This is a genomic window from Peribacillus muralis (assembly GCF_001439925.1).
In the GTDB taxonomy this organism is placed as follows: Bacteria; Bacillota; Bacilli; order Bacillales; family DSM-1321; genus Peribacillus; species Peribacillus muralis.
Map to the genome: position 1 here is coordinate 147,898 of NZ_LMBV01000001.1, position 22,703 is coordinate 170,600.

The 22,703-nt window shown below is 43.8% G+C and carries 17 protein-coding genes; 16 read left to right on the top strand and 1 reads right to left on the bottom strand.

The genetic code is table 11. The annotated features are described in order from the left end of the window. Nucleotides 1–13 precede the first annotated feature (13 nt). From leuB to yihA, 9 genes are all read left to right on the top strand, one after another. On the top strand, nt 14–1,126 hold the full coding sequence (leuB, locus tag ASU00_RS00715) for a 3-isopropylmalate dehydrogenase (protein WP_057911530.1): 1,113 nt from the start codon (nt 14–16) through the stop codon (nt 1,124–1,126). A gap of 70 nt (nt 1,127–1,196) precedes the next feature. Further along, entirely contained in the window at nt 1,197–2,606 is a 1,410-nt protein-coding gene (gene leuC / locus ASU00_RS00720) for a 3-isopropylmalate dehydratase large subunit (protein ID WP_057911531.1), read from the top strand. A gap of 25 nt (nt 2,607–2,631) precedes the next feature. After that, on the top strand, nt 2,632–3,231 hold the full coding sequence (gene leuD / locus ASU00_RS00725; RefSeq protein ID WP_057911532.1) for a 3-isopropylmalate dehydratase small subunit: 600 nt from the start codon (nt 2,632–2,634) through the stop codon (nt 3,229–3,231). 172 nt (nt 3,232–3,403) lie between these two features. Beyond that, entirely contained in the window at nt 3,404–4,438 is a 1,035-nt protein-coding gene (locus ASU00_RS00730; RefSeq protein WP_057911533.1) for a tetratricopeptide repeat protein, read from the top strand. Nucleotides 4,439–4,624: 186 nt separating this feature from the next. Continuing rightward, the gene (gene tig, locus ASU00_RS00735; RefSeq protein WP_057911534.1) at nt 4,625–5,917 is read left to right on the top strand and encodes a trigger factor; all 1,293 of its coding nucleotides are present in this window, start codon (nt 4,625–4,627) and stop codon (nt 5,915–5,917) included. 412 nt (nt 5,918–6,329) lie between these two features. After that, nucleotides 6,330–7,598: an ATP-dependent protease ATP-binding subunit ClpX gene (gene clpX / locus ASU00_RS00740; protein ID WP_057911535.1), complete on the top strand. Its 1,269-nt coding sequence runs from the start codon at nt 6,330–6,332 to the stop codon at nt 7,596–7,598. Between the two features lie 1,297 nt (nt 7,599–8,895). After that, nucleotides 8,896–10,566: an ATP-dependent protease LonB gene (lonB, locus tag ASU00_RS00745; protein WP_057911536.1), complete on the top strand. Its 1,671-nt coding sequence runs from the start codon at nt 8,896–8,898 to the stop codon at nt 10,564–10,566. Between the two features lie 243 nt (nt 10,567–10,809). Continuing rightward, on the top strand, nt 10,810–13,131 hold the full coding sequence (gene lon / locus ASU00_RS00750; RefSeq protein ID WP_057911537.1) for an endopeptidase La: 2,322 nt from the start codon (nt 10,810–10,812) through the stop codon (nt 13,129–13,131). Continuing rightward, nucleotides 13,128–13,709, top strand: a complete 582-nt coding sequence (gene yihA / locus ASU00_RS00755) for a ribosome biogenesis GTP-binding protein YihA/YsxC (RefSeq protein WP_057911538.1) — start codon at nt 13,128–13,130, stop codon at nt 13,707–13,709. Before lon ends, yihA begins: the two co-directional genes overlap by 4 nt. Nucleotides 13,710–13,776: 67 nt before the next feature. On the opposite strand, the gene ASU00_RS00760 is transcribed toward yihA, so the two are convergent. After that, nucleotides 13,777–14,259 carry a LiaI-LiaF-like domain-containing protein gene (locus tag ASU00_RS00760; protein WP_057911539.1) on the bottom strand — a complete coding sequence of 161 codons (483 nt, stop codon included), beginning with the start codon at nt 14,257–14,259 and terminating at the stop codon, nt 13,777–13,779. Between the two features lie 242 nt (nt 14,260–14,501). Between ASU00_RS00760 and hemA the strand changes: the two genes are divergently transcribed. The 7 genes from hemA to spoVID all read left to right on the top strand — a co-directional run bounded on the left by hemA (nt 14,502) and on the right by spoVID (nt 22,636). Further along, complete coding sequence (gene hemA, locus ASU00_RS00765; protein ID WP_057911540.1) at nt 14,502–15,851, top strand: glutamyl-tRNA reductase; 1,350 nt, start codon at nt 14,502–14,504, stop codon at nt 15,849–15,851. Between the two features lie 10 nt (nt 15,852–15,861). After that, complete coding sequence (locus tag ASU00_RS00770) at nt 15,862–16,692, top strand: cytochrome C assembly family protein (RefSeq protein ID WP_057911541.1); 831 nt, start codon at nt 15,862–15,864, stop codon at nt 16,690–16,692. Between the two features lie 9 nt (nt 16,693–16,701). Beyond that, nucleotides 16,702–17,634, top strand: coding sequence for a hydroxymethylbilane synthase (gene hemC / locus ASU00_RS00775; protein WP_057911542.1), 933 nt, complete (start codon nt 16,702–16,704; stop codon nt 17,632–17,634). Next, on the top strand, nt 17,634–18,431 hold the full coding sequence (locus tag ASU00_RS00780) for a uroporphyrinogen-III synthase (RefSeq protein WP_057911543.1): 798 nt from the start codon (nt 17,634–17,636) through the stop codon (nt 18,429–18,431). Before hemC ends, ASU00_RS00780 begins: the two co-directional genes overlap by 1 nt. Further along, nucleotides 18,428–19,423, top strand: coding sequence for a porphobilinogen synthase (hemB, locus tag ASU00_RS00785; RefSeq protein ID WP_057911544.1), 996 nt, complete (start codon nt 18,428–18,430; stop codon nt 19,421–19,423). Before ASU00_RS00780 ends, hemB begins: the two co-directional genes overlap by 4 nt. 33 nt (nt 19,424–19,456) lie before the next feature. Further along, nucleotides 19,457–20,746, top strand: a complete 1,290-nt coding sequence (gene hemL, locus ASU00_RS00790) for a glutamate-1-semialdehyde 2,1-aminomutase (protein WP_057911545.1) — start codon at nt 19,457–19,459, stop codon at nt 20,744–20,746. Nucleotides 20,747–21,247: 501 nt separating this feature from the next. Then, nucleotides 21,248–22,636, top strand: a complete 1,389-nt coding sequence (gene spoVID / locus ASU00_RS00795) for a stage VI sporulation protein D (protein ID WP_057911546.1) — start codon at nt 21,248–21,250, stop codon at nt 22,634–22,636. Nucleotides 22,637–22,703 lie beyond the last annotated feature (67 nt).

Below are 22,703 nucleotides of genomic sequence, written 5' to 3' on the forward strand. Positions count from 1 at the left end.
AGGGGAGATTTCGATGAAAAGGAATATTGCGGTGCTTCAAGGAGATGGAATCGGCAAAGAAGTGACAAGAGGCGCTGTAGAAATCCTCGAAGCCGTTGCCCAAAGATACGGACACGAGTTTGACTTTCAATATGGTGAAATTGGCGGCGGGGCCATCGATCTTACAGGTTCACCCTTGCCTGATGATACTGTGAAGATTTGTAAAAGCAGCGATGCGGTTTTATTAGGGGCTGTTGGAGGTCCGAAATGGGATGATCAGCCAGCGCACTTAAGGCCGGAACGTGGGTTGCTGAAAATCCGTAAAGATTTGAATCTTTATGCTAACATTCGTCCCATCAGCTACTATTCCAGCTTGTCCGAATCTTCTCCTCTTAAAAAGGAATTCATTGAAGATGTTGATTTCGTGATTGTCAGGGAATTAACAGGCGGTCTTTATTTTGGAAAGCCGAGCGAACGGGTCGAAAGGGAAGGGAAAGAAGCCGTCGTCGATACGCTTTTCTATCAGAAAAGTGAAATGAAGCGCATCATTGAATTGGCGTTTGCCTTGGCATCCGAGCGCAAGAAAAAAGTCACCTCCGTCGATAAAGCGAATGTTCTTGAATCCAGCAGGATGTGGCGTGAAACGGCTGAAGAGGTGGCCAAGGATTATCCGGATGTAAGGCTTGAACATATGCTTGTTGATAACGCAGCCATGCAGCTGATTAAAAATCCGAAACAATTTGATATTATCGTAACGGAAAATATGTTTGGTGATATTTTAAGTGACGAAGCTTCCGTATTGACCGGTTCACTAGGAATGCTGCCTTCAGCTTCGATATCTACGGAAGGTCCGAATCTCTATGAACCGATTCATGGCTCTGCGCCGGATATTGCGGGTAAAAACCTAGCTAATCCGATTGGGACCATTTTATCGGCGGCGTCCATGCTTAGGCTATCCTTTGGTTTGGAGGATGAGGCACATGCCGTTGAGCAGGCTGTGGAAACGGTGCTTGAATACGGCTTGAGGACGGGCGATATCGCAAATGGCCAATCGGATATTACCTCTACTTCAGAGATGATTGCTGAAATTAAAGCTAATCTTTTAGACCAGGAAGCCATCTCCAATATCATGGGAGCTTACGCATAAACGTCTTTCACGGCCTAACTTTAGGCCGTGTTTTTTAAAAAAATATAGTATTGATTGAGGTGGATAAGGGATGGGAAAGTCGATAATAGAGAAAATATGGGACCAGCATATTGTAAACGAAGAGGAAAATAAGCCGGATTTATTATATATAGACCTTCAATATATACATGAGGTGACCTCACCGCAAGCATTTGAAGGATTGAGATTAAAAGGTCGTACAGTCAGGAGGCCGGACCGTACATTTGCAACAATGGATCATAATGTACCAACCGTCAATCGCTATTTCATCGAGGATGACATTGCCAGGAAACAGTTAGATGCACTTGACCAAAACTGTAAGGAGTTTGGCATCCGCCTTGCTGATTTAGACAGCCCGGAACAAGGGATCGTACACGTGATCGGACCGGAATTAGGGCTGACACAGCCAGGGATGACGATTGTTTGTGGCGACAGTCATACCTCCACGCACGGCGCGTTCGGATCGATTGCATTTGGAATTGGTACGAGTGAGGTCGAGCATGTGTTGGCCACGCAAACCTTATGGCAAACAAAACCGAAAACATTAAAGCTTGAGGTGAACGGCCAGCTCGGTCACGGAGTGAAGGCGAAAGATGTCATATTATATGTGATCGCCAAATTCGGTGTCGATTTTGGCACGGGACATATCATTGAATACTGCGGTGAAGTTTTCCGAGATATGTCAATGGAAGAACGAATGACTGTATGCAATATGTCGATTGAAGGCGGGGCGAGAGCCGGGTTGGTTGCTCCAGATGAAACGACTTTTTCTTATTTGAAGGGTCGTAAATATGTACCAAAAGGGGAGGAATTCGAGCGCTGTGTTCAGGATTGGAAATCGTTGTCCAGTGATCAAGATGCTGTATATGATCAAGAAATCATCCTAGATGGCAGTCTTATTTCACCAATGGTAAGCTGGGGCACAAATCCTGGAATGGCTAGTGGAGTGGATGGCAAGGTGCCGACCTTTGCCGAGGAAATCATTGATTCGAAGGAATTGGATCGAGCACTAGCGTATATGGGCCTGAAGGAAGGCATGGCGATCACGGATATTCCCGTTCAGCATGTATTCATCGGTTCTTGCACGAATTCCCGGATAGAGGACTTACGACAGGCCGCAGAAATGATCGATGGCCAAGAGGTTCATAAAGGGGTGCGGGCAATGGTCGTTCCCGGCTCGCAAAGGGTAAAAAGGCAAGCGGAAGAGGAAGGGCTGGATGAAATATTTAAATCTGCCGGCTTTGAGTGGCGTGAGTCAGGGTGCAGCATGTGTCTCAGCATGAACCCTGATGCCGTCCCATCCGGAGAGCATTGTGCTTCCACAAGTAACCGAAACTTTGAAGGCCGGCAGGGAGCGGGTGCAAGGACACACCTGGTTAGTCCGGCCATGGCTGCTGCGGCCGCCATTCATGGGAAATTTGTCGATATCAGAAAATTCAAGCAGGCTGAACAAGTCCATTAATACGAATTAACTGGAGGTGCACGTAATGGAACCGATCACATTATATAAAGGAAGAGCTGCGGTACTTGACCGAAATAACGTGGATACCGATCAAATCATCCCTAAGCAGTTTTTAAAACGAATCGAACGCAGCGGTTTTGGTGAGTTTTTATTCTATAATTGGCGTTTTGACGAAGAAGGGAAGAAACGACCTGATTTCGAATTGAACCAACCCCAAAATCAAAACACGTCCATTTTAATAGCAGGTGAAAACTTTGGCTGCGGATCTTCGCGCGAGCATGCGCCATGGTCCTTGAAAGACTACGGCTTCGACATCGTTATCGCACCGTCTTATGCAGATATTTTCAAAAGTAATTGCATGAAAAATGGCATGGTTCCGGTCGCCTTGACGCCGTCTGAAGTAAAGCATTTGATGGAGGCGGCTTCCGCACCTGACTATGAGCTGACAATTGATCTTCCCAACCAAACCTTGAGAGATGATCAAGGTTTTGAAGCAAGCTTTGAAATTCATCCGTACTGGAAAGAAATGCTTGTCAAAGGGTGGGATGAAATCTCCATCACCCTTCAATATGATAAAGCCATTTCTGCCTTCGAATCTCGAACTAAGGCTGCTTCTACTATTTAATAGAAGGAGAATCTCCCGTTTCTTTTCTTCATTGAAAAGAAACGGGATTTTTTTGTGCAAGTGAGTCTTGAAACAGGTCGGATCGAGTCGAACATCCTGATAAATTTTTGTATTTCCGCCTATTACATGCTAAACTGTTTTTCAAAAAGCGAACGGTGAGGCGGAAAATAGGATGGATAATGAAAACAACCGAAATAAGGCTGAGGAAACCAGGATTATCGCCTTTCCGAATCTCGGGGAAAGGCTGATTGCGAAAGGATTGGATGAGCTAGGTAATCGAAACTTCAAAGCTGCTGCACAGCTGTTCAGCCAAGCGAGGGAGTATGAACCTGACGATGATGAGGTTTGTATGGGACTTGTAGTCTCACTTGTCGAACTGGAGTTTTACGACGAGGCAAAAGATCTATGTAAAGAGATGCTGAATAAAGGCATCGGTGATTATTTTCAACTCATCAATATCTATTTGATGGTCCTGCTGCAATTAAGCGAGCATCAGGAAATGGTCACATTGATTGAACTGCTGTTTGATGAGAGCCAAATTCCGTTCGACAAGGAGGAGCATTTTGAAAAGATGCTTCAGTTCAGCAAGCGGGCACTTGAGGATAGAAAAGACGAAGAAGACCGGCAAAATCAGCAGATTACTGCGGAATTGCAAGAGGAAGGGCTTTTTGAAGGCAAGACGGATAACGAAATGTTCTTGGTTATTTCGAAACTTACGAACATCAATATCCGACCGCTTATCCCCAAAATCGAGCAATTTCTCCAAATGGATGAAGGACACCCTTTCTTCAAAACGATGCTCCTGAACATTTTGACCGACCAGGAATATAACGAAGAAGTGACGCTTAGGAAATTCAACGAAACGAAGTCAGTCCTGCCGACGGAATTGAAGAGCTTGAAGGAAACGGACTACTATAAGAAAATCACCAGCCTGACGGAAGCAAGGATCAGTCAGGAAAACCCGAGCTTATTCGAAATGGTGCATAGTCTAATCGAACGGCATTCATTCCTGTTGTACCCATTCGAACCGGAACCAAAAAGCATTCCTGCCTGGGCGGCCGCATACCATTCCTTAGCTGAGGGATACATGACTGGCAACGTTTCCGCGAGGAACATAGCGGGTGATTATTTCGTAAAAGAGGAAGAGGTTACCGAAATTTTATCCTATTTAAAAGAAATTGAGGAAATTTCTTATCCCATTATTTAACCTATTGCTGTTGTAACAGAATCAACCTGTGGTATAATGTAGTGGTTGTAATGTATAATTCGTCTAAATTTGACGAAATCCCAAGATTTTTTTTGGGTATATTTGAAGGATGACTTGTTAACACTTGCAAAGCATATTCATCCAATGCTTATTATTGAAGTATATAGATTTTTTGGAGGGAAACAAATGTCTGTAAAATGGGAAAAACAAGAAGGTAATCAAGGCGTACTAACAATCGAAGTTGACGCTGCAAAAGTAAACGAAGGTTTAGACGCAGCTTTCAAAAAAGTAGTGAAACAAGTAAATGTACCTGGCTTCCGTAAAGGTAAAATGCCACGTCAAATGTTCGAAAAAAAATTCGGCGTAGAATCACTTTATCAAGATGCGCTTGATATCATTCTTCCAGATGCATACGCAAATGCTGTCGAAGAAGCTGGAATTCAGCCGGTAGACCGTCCAGAAATCGACATCGAGAAAATGGAAAAAGGCGAAAACCTAATTTTCACTGCAACTGTAACAGTTAAGCCAGAAGTTAAATTAGGAGATTACAAAGGTGTAGAAGTTGAAAAATTCAACACTGAAGTAACGGACGAAGATGTTGATAACGAATTGAAAACTTTACAAGAGCGTCAAGCTGAGCTTGTTGTGAAAGAAGAAGGACAAGTTGCCGAAGGCGATACAGTGGTACTTGACTTTGAAGGATTCGTTAATGGTGAAGCATTCGAAGGCGGAGCTAGCGAAAACCATTCATTGGAAATCGGCTCAAATTCTTTCATCCCAGGATTCGAAGAGCAACTAGTTGGTCTTGAAACTGGCGCTGAAAAAGATATCGAAGTTACTTTCCCTGAAGAATACCATGCTGCTGAACTTGCAGGAAAACCAGCTGTATTCAAAGTGAAAATCCACGAAATCAAAGCAAAACAACTTCCTGAGTTGGATGACGAGTTCGCGAAAGACGTTGACGACGAAGTGGAAACGTTGGCTGAACTGAAAGAAAAAACAAAACATAAATTAGAGCATGACAAAAAGCACGAAGAAGAAAACTTCATTCAAAACACGGTAATCGGTAAAGCTGTTGAAGGCGCAGAAATGGACGTTCCTGAAGCGATGGTTTCTAACGAAGTGGACCGCATGATGAATGAATTCTCACAACGCATTCAATCTCAAGGTCTTAACTTGGAACTTTACTACCAATTCTCAGGTCAAGACGAAGAAGCTTTGAAAGCACAAATGAAAGAAGAAGCAGAAGGACAAGTTCGTACGAGCCTAACTCTTGAAGCAATTGCTGAAGCTGAAAAGCTTGAAGCGACTGATGAAGATGTAGAAGCTGAACTTGGACAAATGGCTACAATGTACAATATGGAAATTGACGCGATCAAACAAGCTCTTGGAAACTTGGAAGGTATCAAAGGCGATCTTAAAATTAAGAAAGCTATCGACTTCTTGGTAGAAAACAGCAAAACTGTTGACGCTAAATAATTTTTATTAATATTACCCTTTAAAAAAACAAGGCGCGAGTAATCGTGCCTTGTTTTATACATATTGAGAATTAGTGGAAATTTCTAATTTTGGTTACTTCCTGATTGATTTTTTTTGGATTTCGGTGTAGATTAGTTCTAATACCGCATATACATATTTATACAGCGAATCCTAATTTTAAAAATCAAAAGTTTTGGGCATACTGGTAAAGGGCAAATACATATTGATTGATTATTGTACTTTTAACAACTCGGACACGTGAGCATTTTTGTTACGAAAATTCCAAGAACATGATAAAATGCAAAACATACTAGGGATTTTGGAATGTTTAAGATGTGTGCCTAGTTTTTTTATTAAGATTGGGTACCGCTATGTGATAGAGTTGGAAGAGTATTTAAAGGGGTGAACGTACATGTTTAAATTTAATGATGAAAAAGGACAGTTGAAATGTTCTTTTTGCGGAAAAACACAAGAACAAGTCCGTAAACTGGTTGCTGGTCCAGGTGTCTATATTTGTGACGAGTGTATCGAGCTTTGTACGGAGATTGTCGAGGAAGAACTTGGTACAGATGAAGAAGTGGAATTCAGGGATGTACCTAAACCTATGGAAATCCGGGAAATTCTTGATGAATACGTGATTGGACAAGAACAAGCGAAGAAATCTTTGGCTGTTGCCGTTTACAATCATTATAAGCGTATCAATTCCAATAGCAAAGTCGACGATGTCGAGCTTTCTAAAAGTAACATTGCCCTAATCGGACCGACAGGAAGCGGGAAAACCCTTCTTGCTCAAACACTGGCCCGTCTATTGAATGTTCCTTTTGCAATTGCTGATGCGACTTCATTGACGGAAGCTGGATATGTAGGGGAAGATGTGGAAAATATCCTCCTTAAATTGATCCAAGCAGCCGATTATGATGTGGAAAAAGCAGAAAAAGGCATCATTTATATTGACGAAATCGATAAGGTTGCCCGTAAATCGGAAAATCCTTCGATTACACGTGACGTGTCAGGTGAAGGCGTGCAGCAAGCTCTATTGAAAATTCTTGAAGGAACGGTTGCAAGCGTTCCGCCTCAAGGTGGACGTAAACATCCGCACCAGGAATTCATTCAAATCGACACGACCAATATTCTATTCATCTGTGGCGGTGCTTTTGATGGCATCGAACCGATTATCAAACGCCGTCTTGGTCAAAAAGTGATTGGATTCGGCTCTGACGTGAAAAAGGATGATATAGCGGAAAAAGAATTGCTTTCCAAAGTACTTCCTGAAGATTTGCTTCGTTTCGGTCTGATTCCGGAGTTCATCGGACGTCTTCCAGTAATTGCTACTCTTGAGCAATTGGATGAAGCTGCTTTGATTGAAATCCTGACAAAACCAAAAAATGCGCTTGTAAAGCAATATCAAAAATTGCTTGAGCTCGATGATGTTGAATTGGAATTCGAACCGGAAGCATTAAGTGAAATCGCCAAAAAAGCGATCGAGCGTAAAACGGGTGCCCGTGGTCTGCGTTCCATCATTGAAGGTATCATTCTTGAAGTGATGTTCGACCTGCCTTCACGTGATGATGTTGCAAAATGTGTGATCACAGGCAACACGATTTCCAAAAACGAATCTCCGAAGCTTGTCCTTAAAGATGGCACAACCATCAAGGGACAAGAAAAGAAAACATCTGCTTAATGGATCTAAAAAAGTAAGACCGCCAGTACATAATGGCAGTCCCCGAATATAGACAAAAGGGTTTCGGAATGATCTCATTCCGAAACCCTTTTTCTTTGCAAATTCCCCGCTTGATCTCATGCTTTTGTATGCGCGGACTCAATAAAACCAGCCTCTGCCCGTGTCCGTTGTTTCAGTGGTAAGACGAGGTATAAGAACTGTTTACAAGTCAAGACCTCAGCTATTTCACTCAGGTGTTGCTTGTTTTTTTTCTTTAAAAGAACCTGAGCTCCGTCGTTGACTGATCCATTTTCCCAGTTGAGGGAGTCAGGTCATACTCTCTGATAATGTCTTTGTCTGGCTTTCCATTTAGATAGTATTGTACCTTTTAATTCTTCGGTAAATGTTCCGCGCGCAAGCATGTTCCTTAGGCTACTTGATCTTAAAAAAATGATCTAACTTACTGTTGCCGATTCAATCTATATTTTCACGCTAAGTTGATTGGAACGAAAGGTGTGACACTCCTGCGGGAAATGCGTGTCTTCGTGAGACAGAGACATCGCAGGCTAAAAGCTGAGGAGGCTCACGGACCGCCTGCAGTACAATGAAACGGACATTGTACAAACTCACCAAAACTTTGAGCAATGAAAGTCTAACCTCAACCTAATCGAAAGATATCATGCCATTTTTTCTCGATCCTTACATACGTTTAATCACTCACAATGGCTAGCAGCGCTTGTCTTACGATCTCATTCTCCATCTCTAACTGTTTATTTCTCTTCAATACCTCAGCTGATTCACTCAGGCGTTGCTTGTTTTTTTTCTTTAAAAGAACCTGAGCTTTCGTTGTTGACTGATCCATTTACCCAGTGGAAAGAGTTGGGTCATACTCTCTGATAATGTCTTTGCCTGGCTTGCCATTAATGTATATTTGTATTTTTTTTTACTCTTCGGTGAATTTTCGACACGCACGTATGTTTTCCGTAGCCTACTCGATCTTAAAATAATGATCTAACTTAGTGTTGCCGTTTCAATCTACATTTTCACGCAGAGTGGATTGGAACGAAAGGTGTGACACTCCTGCGGGAAATGCGGTTAAGGGGAGACACCGCAGGCGCAAAGCGCCAAGGAGGCTCCCCGACCGCCCGCGGAAAGGGAGCGCCTGAAGTGCAATGAAACGATATAATCCAAACTCGCCAAAACTATTTCCCCCGCCAAAACCCCAATAATTTACAACGTGGATTTCTTGGATAATTTCGCCCTTCCAAAGGAGATACTAACAGAAATGACAAACTAGGAGAGTGCAGGAGGGAATAGAATGAATTGGACAGGATTGGCGTTGTTTATTCAGCTGTTTTTTGGGATTATTATTGGACTGTATTTTTTTAACTTATTGAAAGGCCAGCGGACCCAAAAGGTTTCGATTGACCGGGATTCACGAAAGGAAATGGACCAATTACGAAAAATGAGGTCGATCTCACTAACCGAACCATTGGCAGAGAAGGTCAGACCAAGCACATTCGACGAAATCATCGGGCAGCAGGATGGAATTAAAGCATTGAAAGCTGCATTATGTGGACCGAATCCTCAGCATGTGATCGTGTACGGCCCTCCGGGGGTTGGGAAAACGGCAGCAGCCAGACTTGTCCTTGAAGAGGCTAAGAAAAATGGTAAATCACCTTTTAAAAACTCAGCCGTGTTCGTTGAATTGGATGCGACTACAGCCAGGTTCGATGAGCGCGGGATTGCCGATCCGCTGATCGGGTCGGTGCACGACCCGATCTATCAAGGTGCCGGGGCAATGGGACAGGCTGGCATCCCGCAGCCAAAGCAAGGAGCTGTCAGCAATGCTCATGGCGGTGTGCTGTTCATAGATGAAATAGGGGAGCTGCATCCCATCCAAATGAATAAACTACTAAAGGTATTGGAGGATCGAAAGGTTTTTCTGGAGAGTGCCTACTATCAAGAAGAAAATCAAAATATTCCCACTCACATCCATGATATTTTCAAAAACGGGCTTCCAGCCGACTTTCGCTTGATTGGAGCGACAACGAGGACACCGAATGAAATTGCACCTGCAATCCGTTCAAGATGCATCGAAGTGTTTTTCCGTGAACTGGATCGTGAAGAAATCATTACAGTAGCTAAGAATGCCTCCGAAAAAGTGGGGATCACGATAAGCGAAAAAGGATTGCAGTCGGTTTCCGATTATGCCCGGAATGGCAGGGAAGCGGTCAATATGATCCAAAGTCTTGCAGGAATCTCCATTAATGAAGACAGGACCTTCATAAGAGAAGAAGATATAGATTGGATGGCACATAGCAGTCAATTGACGCCACGGATGGACCGGAAAATAGAATCAAATTCAAAAATAGGCTTAGTAAACGGTCTTGCCGTCTATGGTCCCAACTCAGGGGCATTGCTGGAAATCGAGGTTAGCGTCATGGCTGCCTGCAATGAAAAAGGCTCGATAAATATTACCGGAATCGTTGAAGAGGAAAGCATTGGCGGAGGGAATGGCAAGTCGATCCGCCGCAAAAGCATGGCGAAAGGTTCGGTTGAAAACGTAATTACGGTTCTCCGTTCGATGGGGGTGCCTGCCGATCAATTCGATATCCATGTTAACTTCCCGGGCGGAAGTCCCGTCGATGGCCCTTCTGCGGGGATTGCGATGGCAACTGGCATATACTCGGCCATATATAAAATCCCTGTTGACCATACAATCGCAATGACTGGGGAAATCAGCCTCCATGGCGGTGTTAAACCAATTGGCGGAGTGATACCGAAAATCAAGGCTGCGAAGCTAGCGGGAGCAAACAAAGTGATTATCCCAGCCGAAAACATGCAGCCGCTGTTATTGGAAATCAACGATATCGAAATCATTCCCGTTTCACATGTAAAAGAAGTGCTGGATCATGCATTGAAAAAGGAAATGATGTCGGAGCAAATCCTCACATCCTTGGACCTATCAAAAAAAGAAAGCGTATAAAGGAAGTGCCCCGGCTTAACAAAACCGGGGCATTATAATGATGTCACGAATCAATCATTCAGGAAAAAAATCGTGAGTTCAGACGTGCTTTTTTATTTAATATTGGAGATAATAAGAGCAGTCGAAACGTGTTAAGGTAAACGAATAGACACTTCTATATAAATAGGATAGAATTGTTAAAAGGTTGAGAACATGGGTAAATAGTTTACAACGACGATATTAAATAGATGGAGGTGTCAGGAAATGACTGATAAAGAAATCATCGTCCCCCTCCTGCCGCTAAGAGGATTGCTTGTATATCCAACGATGGTCCTTCATTTAGATGTAGGCCGAGATAAATCGGTGCAAGCCCTTGAGAAAGCAATGGTGGAAGACCATCTTATATTTTTGACGACACAACAAGATGTTTCGTTGGACGAACCAGGTGAAGAAGATTTATTTAAAATGGGAACCTTAACAAAAGTAAAGCAAATGTTGAAGCTTCCGAACGGAACAATCCGGGTGTTGGTGGAAGGATTGAACCGAGCAGAGGTCGTTGAATTTTACGATTATGAGACACATTATGGTGCCAAGATAAAAATATATGAAGATAGCGATGATAAGGATGCGGAACATCAAGCATTGATGCGCACTCTTCTGGATTATTTTGAACAATACATAAAAATGTCCAAGAAAATAACCGGTGAAACATTCACATCCACTTCCGATATCGAAGAGCCAGGGAGATTGGCTGATATCATTGCCTCCCACCTGCCTTTGAAGCTGAAGGAGAAGCAGGAAGTGCTAGAGACGATTGATATGAAAAAGCGCTTAAGCCGTGTAATCGAAATCATCAATAATGAAAAAGAGGTTCTTTTTCTCGAGAAAAAGATCGGCCAGCGTGTCAAGCGTTCGATGGAACGGACTCAAAAGGAATATTATCTACGTGAACAAATGAAAGCGATCCAAAAGGAACTGGGCGATAAAGAAGGAAAGACGGGCGAGATTGAAGTCCTCAACGAAAAGATTGAAGAAGCGGACATGCCTGAGCACATTAAAGCAGCGGCCTTAAAGGAGTTGGACCGGTATGAAAAAGTGCCTTCTAGCTCTGCTGAGAGCTCTGTCATCCGCAACTATATCGATTGGTTGATTTCGCTTCCTTGGTCCAAAGCGACAAAAGATGATTTGAATATCCATAAAGCCGAAAAAATCCTCAATAGAGATCATCATGGATTGGAAAAGGTGAAAGAGCGGGTGCTTGAGTATTTGGCCGTTCAGCAATTGACCAATTCCTTGAAGGGGCCGATCCTTTGCTTAGTGGGACCGCCTGGTGTCGGAAAAACCAGCCTGGCTAAATCGATCGCATCATCCATGAACCGGAACTTCGTTCGCATCTCATTAGGTGGAGTGCGTGATGAATCGGAAATCCGCGGACATCGCCGCACATATGTAGGGGCGATGCCAGGACGGATCATCCAGGGCATGAAAAAAGCCGGAACGATTAATCCCGTCTTTTTACTGGACGAAGTGGATAAAATGTCCAATGATTTCAGGGGAGATCCATCTGCAGCGATGCTTGAGGTGCTTGATCCTGAACAAAACCATAACTTCAGCGATCATTATATTGAAGAAACGTATGATCTTTCCAAAGTCATGTTCATAGCGACTGCGAATAATTTGGGCTCCATTCCTGGTCCGCTTCGTGATCGTATGGAAATCATTTCGATTGCAGGTTATACTGAGATAGAGAAACTTCATATAGCCAAGGATCACCTCCTGCCTAGACAGTTGGAAAGCCATGGTTTATTGAAGACACAATTGCAAATCCGTGAGGAAGCTCTTACCAAAATCATCCGTTATTACACCCGGGAAGCCGGTGTCAGAAGTCTGGAGCGGCAGCTTGCAGGCATCTGCCGGAAGACTGCGAAAATCATCGTATCCGGGGATAAGAAGCGGGTCGTCATTTCTGATAAGAATGTCGAGGAGTTTCTGGGGAAAACGATGTTCCATTATGGACAAGCAGAGGTCGAGAATCAGGTCGGTGTAGCCAACGGCTTGGCTTACACATCAGTTGGCGGCGATACGCTGCAAATCGAGGTTTCCTTGTCACCAGGTAAAGGCAAGCTCATCTTGACAGGCAAGCTTGGCGATGTAATGAAAGAATCAGCACAGGCCGCTTTCAGTTATGTCCGTTCAAAAACCGAGAAACTTCATATTGATACGAACTTCCATGAAAAATATGATATTCATATTCATGTCCCTGAAGGTGCTGTCCCTAAGGATGGTCCTTCTGCTGGCATCACGATTGCAACAGCGTTAATATCGGCCCTTACCAACAGGCCGATCAGAAAAGAGGTAGGCATGACAGGCGAAATTACATTACGCGGACGGGTTCTTCCGATCGGCGGCCTTAAAGAAAAATCTTTAGCGGCTCACCGGGCAGGACTTACGAAAATCATCATCCCGCAAAATAACGAAAAGGATATTGATGATATCCCGGAGAGTGTCCGTAAAGCACTAACATTTGTTCCAGTCTCACACGTCGATGAAGTTCTTGAGCATGCATTGGTAGGTGTGGACGAATGAAAGTGACAAGTTCAGATATTGTCATCAGTGCCGTAAAGCCTGAACAATATCCCAATACTCCAGTTCCGGAGTTTGCCTTAGCGGGCCGTTCCAACGTTGGGAAATCAAGTTTCATCAACAAAATGATCAACCGGAAAAACTTGGCGCGTACATCGTCCAAGCCGGGTAAGACACAGACTTTGAATTTTTATATCATAAATGAAGCACTCCATTTTGTGGATGTTCCGGGTTATGGTTATGCAAAGGTATCCAAAACGGAGCGTGATGCATGGGGAAGAATGATCGAAACGTACTTCACTTCCCGTGATCAGCTCCGCGCTGCGCTTTTGATCGTCGATTTGCGTCATCCACCGACAAAGGATGATATCGCGATGTATGAATTCCTGAAGCATTATGACCTGCCGAGGATCGTCATCGCCACAAAAGCGGATAAAATTCCGAAAGGCAAATGGCAGAAGCACTTAAAAGTCACGCGCCAAACGTTAAATATGGAAAAAGAAGATGAATTGCTTCTTTTCTCCGGTGAAACGGGCGAAGGGAAAGAACAAGCCTGGGGCGTCCTTAAGAAATATATGTAAAACAAAAGGGTATTCCGTATTCGGAATACCCTTTTTCATGATGAATTTCGTCTGGATCGGAGCATACTCACTTCTTCCGAATCAAAAAATAGATGCCGATTGCCATTAAGGCAAATGGCCAGAACCTTTCGATATTCGCCGTGGTTGTCTCAACCATTCCGAAAGAGGTTGAGATTTTATCATAGAATAAGAAAAGAATCGAAATGATCAGCAATATCAACCCATGAAACATTCCGGTATTTGTTTTGCGGGCCCGGAGTATAAAACCCAGTGAGATGATTAAAATAAAGATACCTATATTATCTGGCCATATTTCCAGGTTTTTTACGATGTGGAAATGTGCCCCGAACCCAAGCAAGATCACGCCGGGCAGGATCGATTCATATTCATTGCCGCTATAAGCCTGAATCAAGAAGGCGGCACCCACTATACATAATAGGGTCGGCCAGCTAAAGAAGCCTGGGAAAATCAAGATTTGGGAATGTTCAAGAAAGAAATAGAGACCGAAACCGATTAAAACGATTCCAGGGAAAATACGTTGCGTTTTCATGTTATCCTCCTATTCAATTCGATTACTTGAAGTTTTTTGCCATTTTTGATATGGTACTTTTGTACACAATGTCGAAATATGTATGTAACATTTAAATCACTGCTGGAACAATTTTTACGTTATAGCCGTCTTTTCATGGTAGCATATGTTTTCATAAACTGTTCATATTATTTACGTGAATCCATTTTAGGACATGGTATAATAAATTTACATGAAAAATTTTGGGGGTGCAAAACAAAAGGATGCATATTCTAGCGGTTGGTATAAATTACAAAACTGCCCCTGTTGAAATTCGGGAAAAACTGTCGTTTAACGAAGCCGAACTTGCCGAGGCAATGAAAGCTCTTAAAAATAAAAAAAGCATCTTGGAAAATGTCATTATTTCAACATGTAACAGAACGGAAATATTTGCGGTCGGTGACCAGCTTCATACAACCCGTTATTATATTAAGGAATTTCTTTCGGAATGGTTTAACATCGACAAAGAAGAATTTTCTAAATATCTGTTTATTTATGAAGGCGATGGGGCCGTCGAGCATTTATTTTCGGTTACGTGCGGCTTGAATTCAATGATCCTTGGGGAAACTCAGATTTTGGGACAAGTTCGCTCAAGCTATATGTTGGCACAAAAAGAAGATACGCTTGGTACGGTTTTTAACCATCTCTTCAAGCAATCCCTTACATTAGCAAAAAAAGCTCATTCAGAAACGGAAATCAATACGAATGCCGTTTCCGTCAGCTATGCGGCCGTCGAGCTTGCCAAAAAAATCTTCGGAGGTCTGAACGGCAAGAACGTCTTGATTCTTGGTGCCGGTAAAATGGGAGAGCTGGCGATCCAGAATCTTCATAGCAATGGTGCCGAGAGCATTACGGTCATTAACCGGACCTTTCAGAAAGCGGTCGATTTGGCCGAGAGGTTCAATGGCAAAGCGAAGCAGCTTCAAGAACTGCAATGCGCTTTGGTGGAAGCGGATATTTTAATCACCTCCACTGGGTCGAAAGAGCTCCTCGTAACAAAAGAGATGATGACATTCGTGAACAAGCTCCGCAAAGGCCGTCCTATCTTCATGGTCGATATCGCCGTTCCGCGTGACCTCGACCCAAAATTGGCCGAGCTGGAAAATGTCTTTTTGTATGACATTGACGATCTTGAAGGTATCGTACAAGCGAATATCGAAGAGCGTAGAAAAGCTGCCGAGAAAATAGAGATGATGATTGAATCCGAAATCGTCGACTTCAATCAATGGATTAATTTGCTTGGTGTGGTTCCTGTCATTTCTTCATTACGGGAAAAATCGCTTTCGATTCAGAAGGAAACGATGGAAAGCATCGAAAGAAAGCTTCCGCATTTAAGCGAGCGTGACAAAAAGGTATTGAACAAGCATACGAAGAGCATCATCAATCAAATGTTAAAAGATCCGATTCTTTATGCAAAAGAGCTGGCGGATGAGCCAAATGCTAAAGAGCAATTGAATAACTTCGTGAAAATCTTCCATTTGGAGGAATTGATAGAAGACCACCTAGTAGCGGATGATGAAAAAGAATGGAACGGCTCCAAGGCATCCATGCTAAATCCAGTTCCTGTCCAGTAATGAGGTAGATATGGAATTACTAATGACAAGATTGCATGAAGTCACTGTATTGTTGTATGCCATCAGTATGCTTTTATATTTTATGGACTTCCTTAATAATGACCAGAAGGCGAACAAGGTCGCTTTCTGGTTGCTTTCTATTGTTTGGGTATTGCAAACAATTTTTTTGTTTCTGTATGTATGGAAAACGGGAAGGTTCCCGGTTTTGACGATTTTTGAAGGCTTATACTTTTATGCATGGGTTCTCGTATCGTTATCATTAATCATCAATCGATTGTTAAGAGTCGATTTTACCGTCTTTTTTACGAATGTTTTAGGCTTCATGGTCATGGCCATCCACACTTTTGCACCTGTCCAGATAGAATCGCAAGTTCTTGCACAGCGTCTCGTTTCAGAGCTATTGCTCATACATATTACATTTGCCATTCTATCTTATGGTGCGTTTACACTTTCTTTCGTGTTTTCTTTACTCTACTTAATTCAATATGATCTTCTGAAGCGGAAGAAGTGGGGAAAACGGCTGCTTCGACTCGGTGATTTAACAAAGCTCGAGCATATGTCTTATGTCCTTGCGGCAATAGGCGTGCCCTTGTTGGTGGTTTCGCTTATCCTCGGCATTCAGTGGGCCTATATAAAAGTACCGGGTGTATCGTGGCTGGACATGAAGATTATCGGCTCGTTTATATTGCTAGTAGGCTATAGTGTGTTTTTATACTTGAAAATCCGGAAACAAATGTATGGAAGGACACTAGCGTTTCTGAATATTGGATCCTTCATGATTGTGTTAATCAACTTTTTCCTTTTCGGAAGCCTTTCAACATTCCACTTTTGGAATACTTAGGAGGAAACTATGAGAAAAATTATTGTCGGTTCTAGACGAAGTAAATTAGCAATCACCCAAACGAATTGGGTGATTGCCCAACTTAAAGAGCTTGGAGCTCCTTATGAGTTCGAGGTAAAGGAAATCGTCACGAAGGGTGACCAAATCCTTGATGTAACACTTTCCAAGGTAGGCGGCAAAGGCTTGTTCGTTAAAGAAATCGAACAGGCGATGTTGGATAAAGAAATCGATATGGCCGTACATAGCATGAAGGATATGCCTGCTGTGCTTCCGTCCGGCTTGACGATCGGCTGCATACCGCCACGTGAGGATCACCGGGATGCCTTGATATCAAAAAACCATGAAACTTTATCTCAATTGAAGCCAGGCTCCATCATCGGTACAAGCAGCCTGCGCCGTGGTGCCCAGATTCTGGCGAGAAGACCCGACCTTGAAATTAAATGGATTCGCGGTAATATCGATACGCGTTTGAACAAGCTGAAAACGGAAGATTATGATGCCATCATCTTAGCGGCAGCTGGACTTTCAAGAATGGGATGGGAACGGGATGTCGTTACCGAATTTTTAGATGAAGACATTTGCATTCCTGCCGTTGGCCAAGGTGCCCTTTCCATTGAATGCCGTGAAGACGACAAAGATTTACTCGTGGAACTTGCAAAATTAACGTGTGAAAAAACGAAAAGGACCGTCGAAGCGGAACGTGCATACTTGGATAAAATGGAAGGCGGATGCCAAGTGCCGATTGCCGGATTCGCAGTCGCAAAGGATAATGGCTCCGTTTCCTTGACGGCATTGGTCGCTTCCCCTGATGGAAAGGTCATTTACAAAGAAATGGTCGAAGGTACTGATCCCGTGGCAGTTGGACATGAAGCTGCCAAAAAAATCAGTGAAATGGGCGGTAAAGGGTTGATCGACCGCGTAAAAGAGGAGCTCGATCAGTAATGATTGCTTTCCAACCTCTTAAAGATTATCACGTATTGATCACCAGAGGGAAAGGACAGGCTGATGGTTTAAAAGCGTCAATCGAAAAAAATGGCGGAACGCCGCTTCTTGTGCCCCTGCTAGAGTTCACCTTGCCTGAACATATCGAGGAGGTCCAACAACGGTTAGAAGCGCTGCATACCTATGACTGGATCATCTTGACGAGTCAAAATGGGGTGGAATACTTCTTCAAGCTTCTCGGTAAACAGCCAATCACGCTTCCGAAAATAGCAGTGATCGGTTCCAAAACGGAAGTGGCTCTGAAACGATTCGGATATGAGGCGGATTTCATGCCGTCCGAATATGTCGCTGAAGGCTTCGTTTCGGAGTTCATTCCCTTACTGGAATCGGGAACTCGCGTGCTGCTGGCGAAGGGGAACCTCGCCAGGTCCGTCATTGCCGAGGCAATTAATGAAGCCGGGTCAATAGGTGATGAAGTGATCATCTACCATACGGTACTTCCCGCAAGCAGCGAAAAAGAACTCGTTCATCTTATAAAGAATCATGCCATTGACATCATAACCTTTACGAGTTCTTCGACGGTCAACCATTTCCTGCAGGTCATCGAACGCCACGAATTAGGTACATACATAGATTCGATCATCATCGCCTGCATCGGTCCGATTGCCGCTAAAACGGCCGTTAGACATGGTTTATCGGTAGACGTGTGTCCGGATGTTTACACGACGGACGCCATGGTTGCGGATATCATACACTTCATCATGACACGAAATACTAAGGGAGGAACTTTACAATGAAAAACATTCCATTCAATCGCCATCGCCGCTTGCGTGCAAGTGCAGGCATGAGGGCTTTGGTCCGAGAAACACACCTGCATAAAGAGGATTTGATTTATCCCATCTTCGTCATTGATGGTGAACAGGTGAAAAATGAAATTAACTCGATGCCGGGCATCTATCAGCTCTCCATGGATAATTTGGCAGCGGAAATGGATGAAGTCGTCAGTCTTGGCATTAAATCGGTCATTTTATTCGGTGTTCCCTTTGAACATGATAAAGACGAGCATGGCACAGGGGCGTTTCACCATAACGGACTCGTGCAAGAAGCAACCCGCCTTATCAAAAAACAATATCCAGAAGTGATCGTCATTGCTGACACTTGTCTTTGTGAGTATACAAGCCACGGTCATTGCGGGGTCGTTGAAGGGGAAAAAATTCTCAATGACGCTTCCCTTGACCTTCTTGCCAAAACGGCAATCAGCCAGGCTGAGGCCGGCGCAGATATCATTGCCCCTTCCAATATGATGGACGGGTTCGTGGCAGCCATCCGCGCAGGATTGGATGAAGCCGGATTTGAAGATATTCCGATCATGTCCTATGCGGTGAAATATGCTTCTGCTTTTTACGGTCCATTTCGTGATGCTGCGAATGGTGCGCCGCAATTTGGCGACAGGAAAACATACCAAATGGATCCTGCCAATCGTCTCGAAGCATTCCGTGAAGCGGAATCCGATGTGGCTGAAGGCGCGGATTTCCTAATCGTAAAACCGGCACTCGCATACATGGACATCATCCGGGATGTAAAAAATAATTTCAATCTCCCTGTTGTTTCCTACAATGTCAGCGGTGAATATTCAATGGTCAAGGCAGCGGCCCAAAATGGCTGGATTGATGAAAAAGCGATCGTTATGGAAATGCTGACAGGCTTGAAACGTGCAGGTTCCGACTTGATCATCACGTACTTCTCAAAAGATGTTGCACGGTGGATGGACGAAGATCAACAAAGATAATAAAAAAACGGTAACGGAAAAGGGGATTGAATCATGCGGTCATATGAAAAATCGAAAAAAGCGTTTTCCGAAGCAATAAATTTGATGCCAGGCGGAGTGAACAGCCCGGTACGTGCCTTCAAATCTGTGGACATGGACCCCATTTTCATGGAGCGGGGCAAAGGCTCAAAAATGTATGATATCGATGCTAATGAATATATCGACTATGTTCTTTCTTGGGGACCGCTTATCCTCGGTCACACGAACGACCGTGTCGTTGAAGCATTGAAAAAGGTAGCGGAAACCGGTACAAGCTTTGGAACGTCTACGCTTATCGAGAATGAACTGGCTAAGCTGGTCATTGAACGGGTGCCTTCGATCGAGATGATTCGGATGGTATCTTCAGGGACGGAAGCGACCATGAGTGCCTTAAGGTTGGCACGAGGCATTACCGGCCGGGATAAAATCCTCAAATTCGAGGGCTCTTATCATGGTCATGGCGATTCCCTGTTAATCAAAGCAGGTTCCGGCGTTGCCACATTAGGGTTGCCGGATAGCCCCGGAGTACCGGAAGGCATTGCGAAAAATACGATTACCGTACCATACAATGATCTTGCAGCAACAAAATATGCATTTGAACAATTCGGCGAAGATATCGCCTGCATCATCGTCGAGCCGGTTGCCGGGAACATGGGCGTCGTTCCGCCACAGCATGGATTCCTCGAAGGCTTACGAGAAGTGACCACCCAATATGGTGCCCTTCTGATCTTCGACGAAGTGATGACAGGCTTCCGTGTCGGCTATAATTGTGCCCAAGGATATTTTGGCATCGCGCCCGACCTTACCTGTCTAGGAAAAGTTATTGGCGGTGGCCTACCGGTAGGAGCATTCGGCGGCAAACGTGAATTCATGGAACGAATTGCTCCGAGCGGAACGATTTATCAAGCGGGCACATTGTCAGGAAACCCGCTGGCTATGACTGCCGGCCTTGAAACATTGAGCCAATTGACTCCAGAATCTTATCAAGAATTCACCCGCAAAGGCGATATGCTTGAAAAAGGCATTGGCGAAGCAGCCGAAAAGTATGGGGTACCGCATACTTTCAACCGGGCAGGCTCGATGATTGGTCTATTCTTTACGAATGAAGAAGTCATCAACTACGATACTGCCAAAACATCCGATCTGGAATTCTTTGCTTCCTACTATCGGGAAATGGCAAACCAGGGCATCTACCTGCCTCCGTCCCAGTTTGAAGGCTTATTCCTATCGACCGCACATAGTGATGAAGATATCGAAAAAACCATCATGGCGGCAGAACAGGCCTTTGCGAAATTAAAAAAATGACGTGAATAAAAAATCAGGCTACCTTTTCCAAACACTATTGGAGAAAGCTAGCCTGATTTTTTTTTGTATTGAAACTGGGCTGATTAAATGGGCCTCGGCCGAATAAAAGTGGTTGTCGGCTGAATTAAATAGATTATAGCCGAATAAAAGTGGTTGTAGGCCGAATTAAAAAGATTCCGGCCGAATAAAAGTGGTTGAAGGTCGAATTAAATGTGTATAGGTCGAATTAAAGTGGCTGTAAGTCGAAAAAAATGTATTTCGGTCGAATAAAAGTGAAAGTAGGTTGAATTAAAGGGGCTTTCGGTTGAATAAACGTGATTGTAGGTCGGAAAAAGTGAAAGTAAGCTGAATTAAATGACTCTCGGCAGGATTAGATGTTTAATAGGCTCAGCAATAGGAGGACAAGATGGTTTCACTGAAATTAAGTAATATTCGATGGTCTGCCCTCATACATTGTTATTGGTATATGTACCGTTTCTGAAGTTGAAAGGAGGAGTTGTTTTGTCGCAAGAAAATGAATCGTATTTGCGATTTTCTTTAGAGGAATCCGTTTGGTTCCAGAAGGGACAGGAAGTGGCTGAGCTTTATTCGATTTCCTTGGACCCGAACGTGACGATTCAAGAGAGTGATCAATATGTTTTTATACGAGGCTCGTTAGATCTATGCGGTGAATACAAGGATTCGCAAAATGGTGAACAAGATGAGTTTTCGCAAACCTTTTTGCCCAAAGCCGTGCAGAAGGTCGAGAGGCATCTCAATGGACTAAATGAGTTCACACACCGTTTTCCGGTTGATATAACGATTCCTACTAATCGGATTGCCTCATTGGAGGAAATCGATGTCTCAATCCAAAGCTTTGACTATGCTTTGCCTGAACATAACTGCTTGAAATTGCAGGCGGATCTGTTGATAACGGGGATATATAATGATTCATATGTGGGAGAGAGGTTCGATACGGAACAGGAAGTAGGGGAAGTGGAGAAACAGGAAGAAACGGATGGAGAAAATGAGTCTTACATTCCCTATGTGGCTGGCATGCCGCCAATTCCGGATTTTCAGCCTGTTTTTCGTGATGAGGAGGAAGATGAGTTATATACCCCATTTTCTGCAGAGGCAAAACGGGTAGCTGAAGCTGACGAAGAGGAAGAAGAAGAGCCGATTTATTTAAGCGATCAGCACAATGCTCCTGTTTTTGATATTCCGGTTTCACCTTATCCTGAAGAAGAGGAGTGGGAGGCGGAATATAGCAGAAAGGAAGACAAACAAGATGAAAGTGAACAACATGGATTCGAGGAACCTGTATCATTCATTCAAGAAGAGAAACCGAGCAGGCAGGAAAAACCGATAGGGGAAACGCCAAGAGAGTCCTTGAAAGCGGAGGAAGCACAGGAGCAAGCTAGCGCTCATCAAAGCATTCCGGTTACCAGCGGCCCAGTGTCACGTTTCAAGACCGAGGGTGAGCGGCAGGAAGATGATGACGCGATTGCCGCAGGACCGATTCTTAACGAACAGGTGAAGGTCGAAGAGGAATATGAGCCTAATTCGTCGATAAGCGACTTATTCAAAGAAAGAGAAAGAACGGAACCGCAAGCCAAGGAAGCGAAAAGTTATAAAGGCAGGAAGCAAGCCGCCGAACGCGATGAAAAAGAAGCGGTTGATCAAGGGGAAAAGCAGTCTTCCATCATGCATTTATTCGGCAGAAAACAAGAAGAAGAACTAGTAAGGATGAAGGTATGTATTGTTCAGCACGGGGAAACGCTCGAAGATTTGGCCCAGCGATATGATGTAACGGTTCAATCCATTCTTTTTGGTAATGAACTGGAATCGAGTACACATGTCGAGGAAGGTCAAGTCATCTATATACCGAAGGCGGTTGCCTATAAAAATTAACCATGACAGCGAGCAGAGCATATAAATGGCCTGCTCCTGTTTTTTACTAAGGTGACGGTCTAGTATT

Coding starts and splice junctions, on each gene's coding strand:
- clpX (WP_057911535.1), top strand. CDS start 6,330: ATGTTTAAATTTAATGATGAAAAAGGACAGTTGAAATGTTCTTTTTGC.
- lon (WP_057911537.1), top strand. CDS start 10,810: ATGACTGATAAAGAAATCATCGTCCCCCTCCTGCCGCTAAGAGGATTG.
- hemB (WP_057911544.1), top strand. CDS start 18,428: ATGAAAAACATTCCATTCAATCGCCATCGCCGCTTGCGTGCAAGTGCA.
- hemL (WP_057911545.1), top strand. CDS start 19,457: ATGCGGTCATATGAAAAATCGAAAAAAGCGTTTTCCGAAGCAATAAAT.
- ASU00_RS00760 (WP_057911539.1), bottom strand. CDS start 14,259: ATGAAAACGCAACGTATTTTCCCTGGAATCGTTTTAATCGGTTTCGGT.
- tig (WP_057911534.1), top strand. CDS start 4,625: ATGTCTGTAAAATGGGAAAAACAAGAAGGTAATCAAGGCGTACTAACA.
- ASU00_RS00730 (WP_057911533.1), top strand. CDS start 3,404: ATGGATAATGAAAACAACCGAAATAAGGCTGAGGAAACCAGGATTATC.
- ASU00_RS00770 (WP_057911541.1), top strand. CDS start 15,862: ATGGAATTACTAATGACAAGATTGCATGAAGTCACTGTATTGTTGTAT.
- lonB (WP_057911536.1), top strand. CDS start 8,896: ATGAATTGGACAGGATTGGCGTTGTTTATTCAGCTGTTTTTTGGGATT.
- ASU00_RS00780 (WP_057911543.1), top strand. CDS start 17,634: ATGATTGCTTTCCAACCTCTTAAAGATTATCACGTATTGATCACCAGA.
- hemA (WP_057911540.1), top strand. CDS start 14,502: ATGCATATTCTAGCGGTTGGTATAAATTACAAAACTGCCCCTGTTGAA.
- hemC (WP_057911542.1), top strand. CDS start 16,702: ATGAGAAAAATTATTGTCGGTTCTAGACGAAGTAAATTAGCAATCACC.
- leuD (WP_057911532.1), top strand. CDS start 2,632: ATGGAACCGATCACATTATATAAAGGAAGAGCTGCGGTACTTGACCGA.
- leuB (WP_057911530.1), top strand. CDS start 14: ATGAAAAGGAATATTGCGGTGCTTCAAGGAGATGGAATCGGCAAAGAA.
- yihA (WP_057911538.1), top strand. CDS start 13,128: ATGAAAGTGACAAGTTCAGATATTGTCATCAGTGCCGTAAAGCCTGAA.
- leuC (WP_057911531.1), top strand. CDS start 1,197: ATGGGAAAGTCGATAATAGAGAAAATATGGGACCAGCATATTGTAAAC.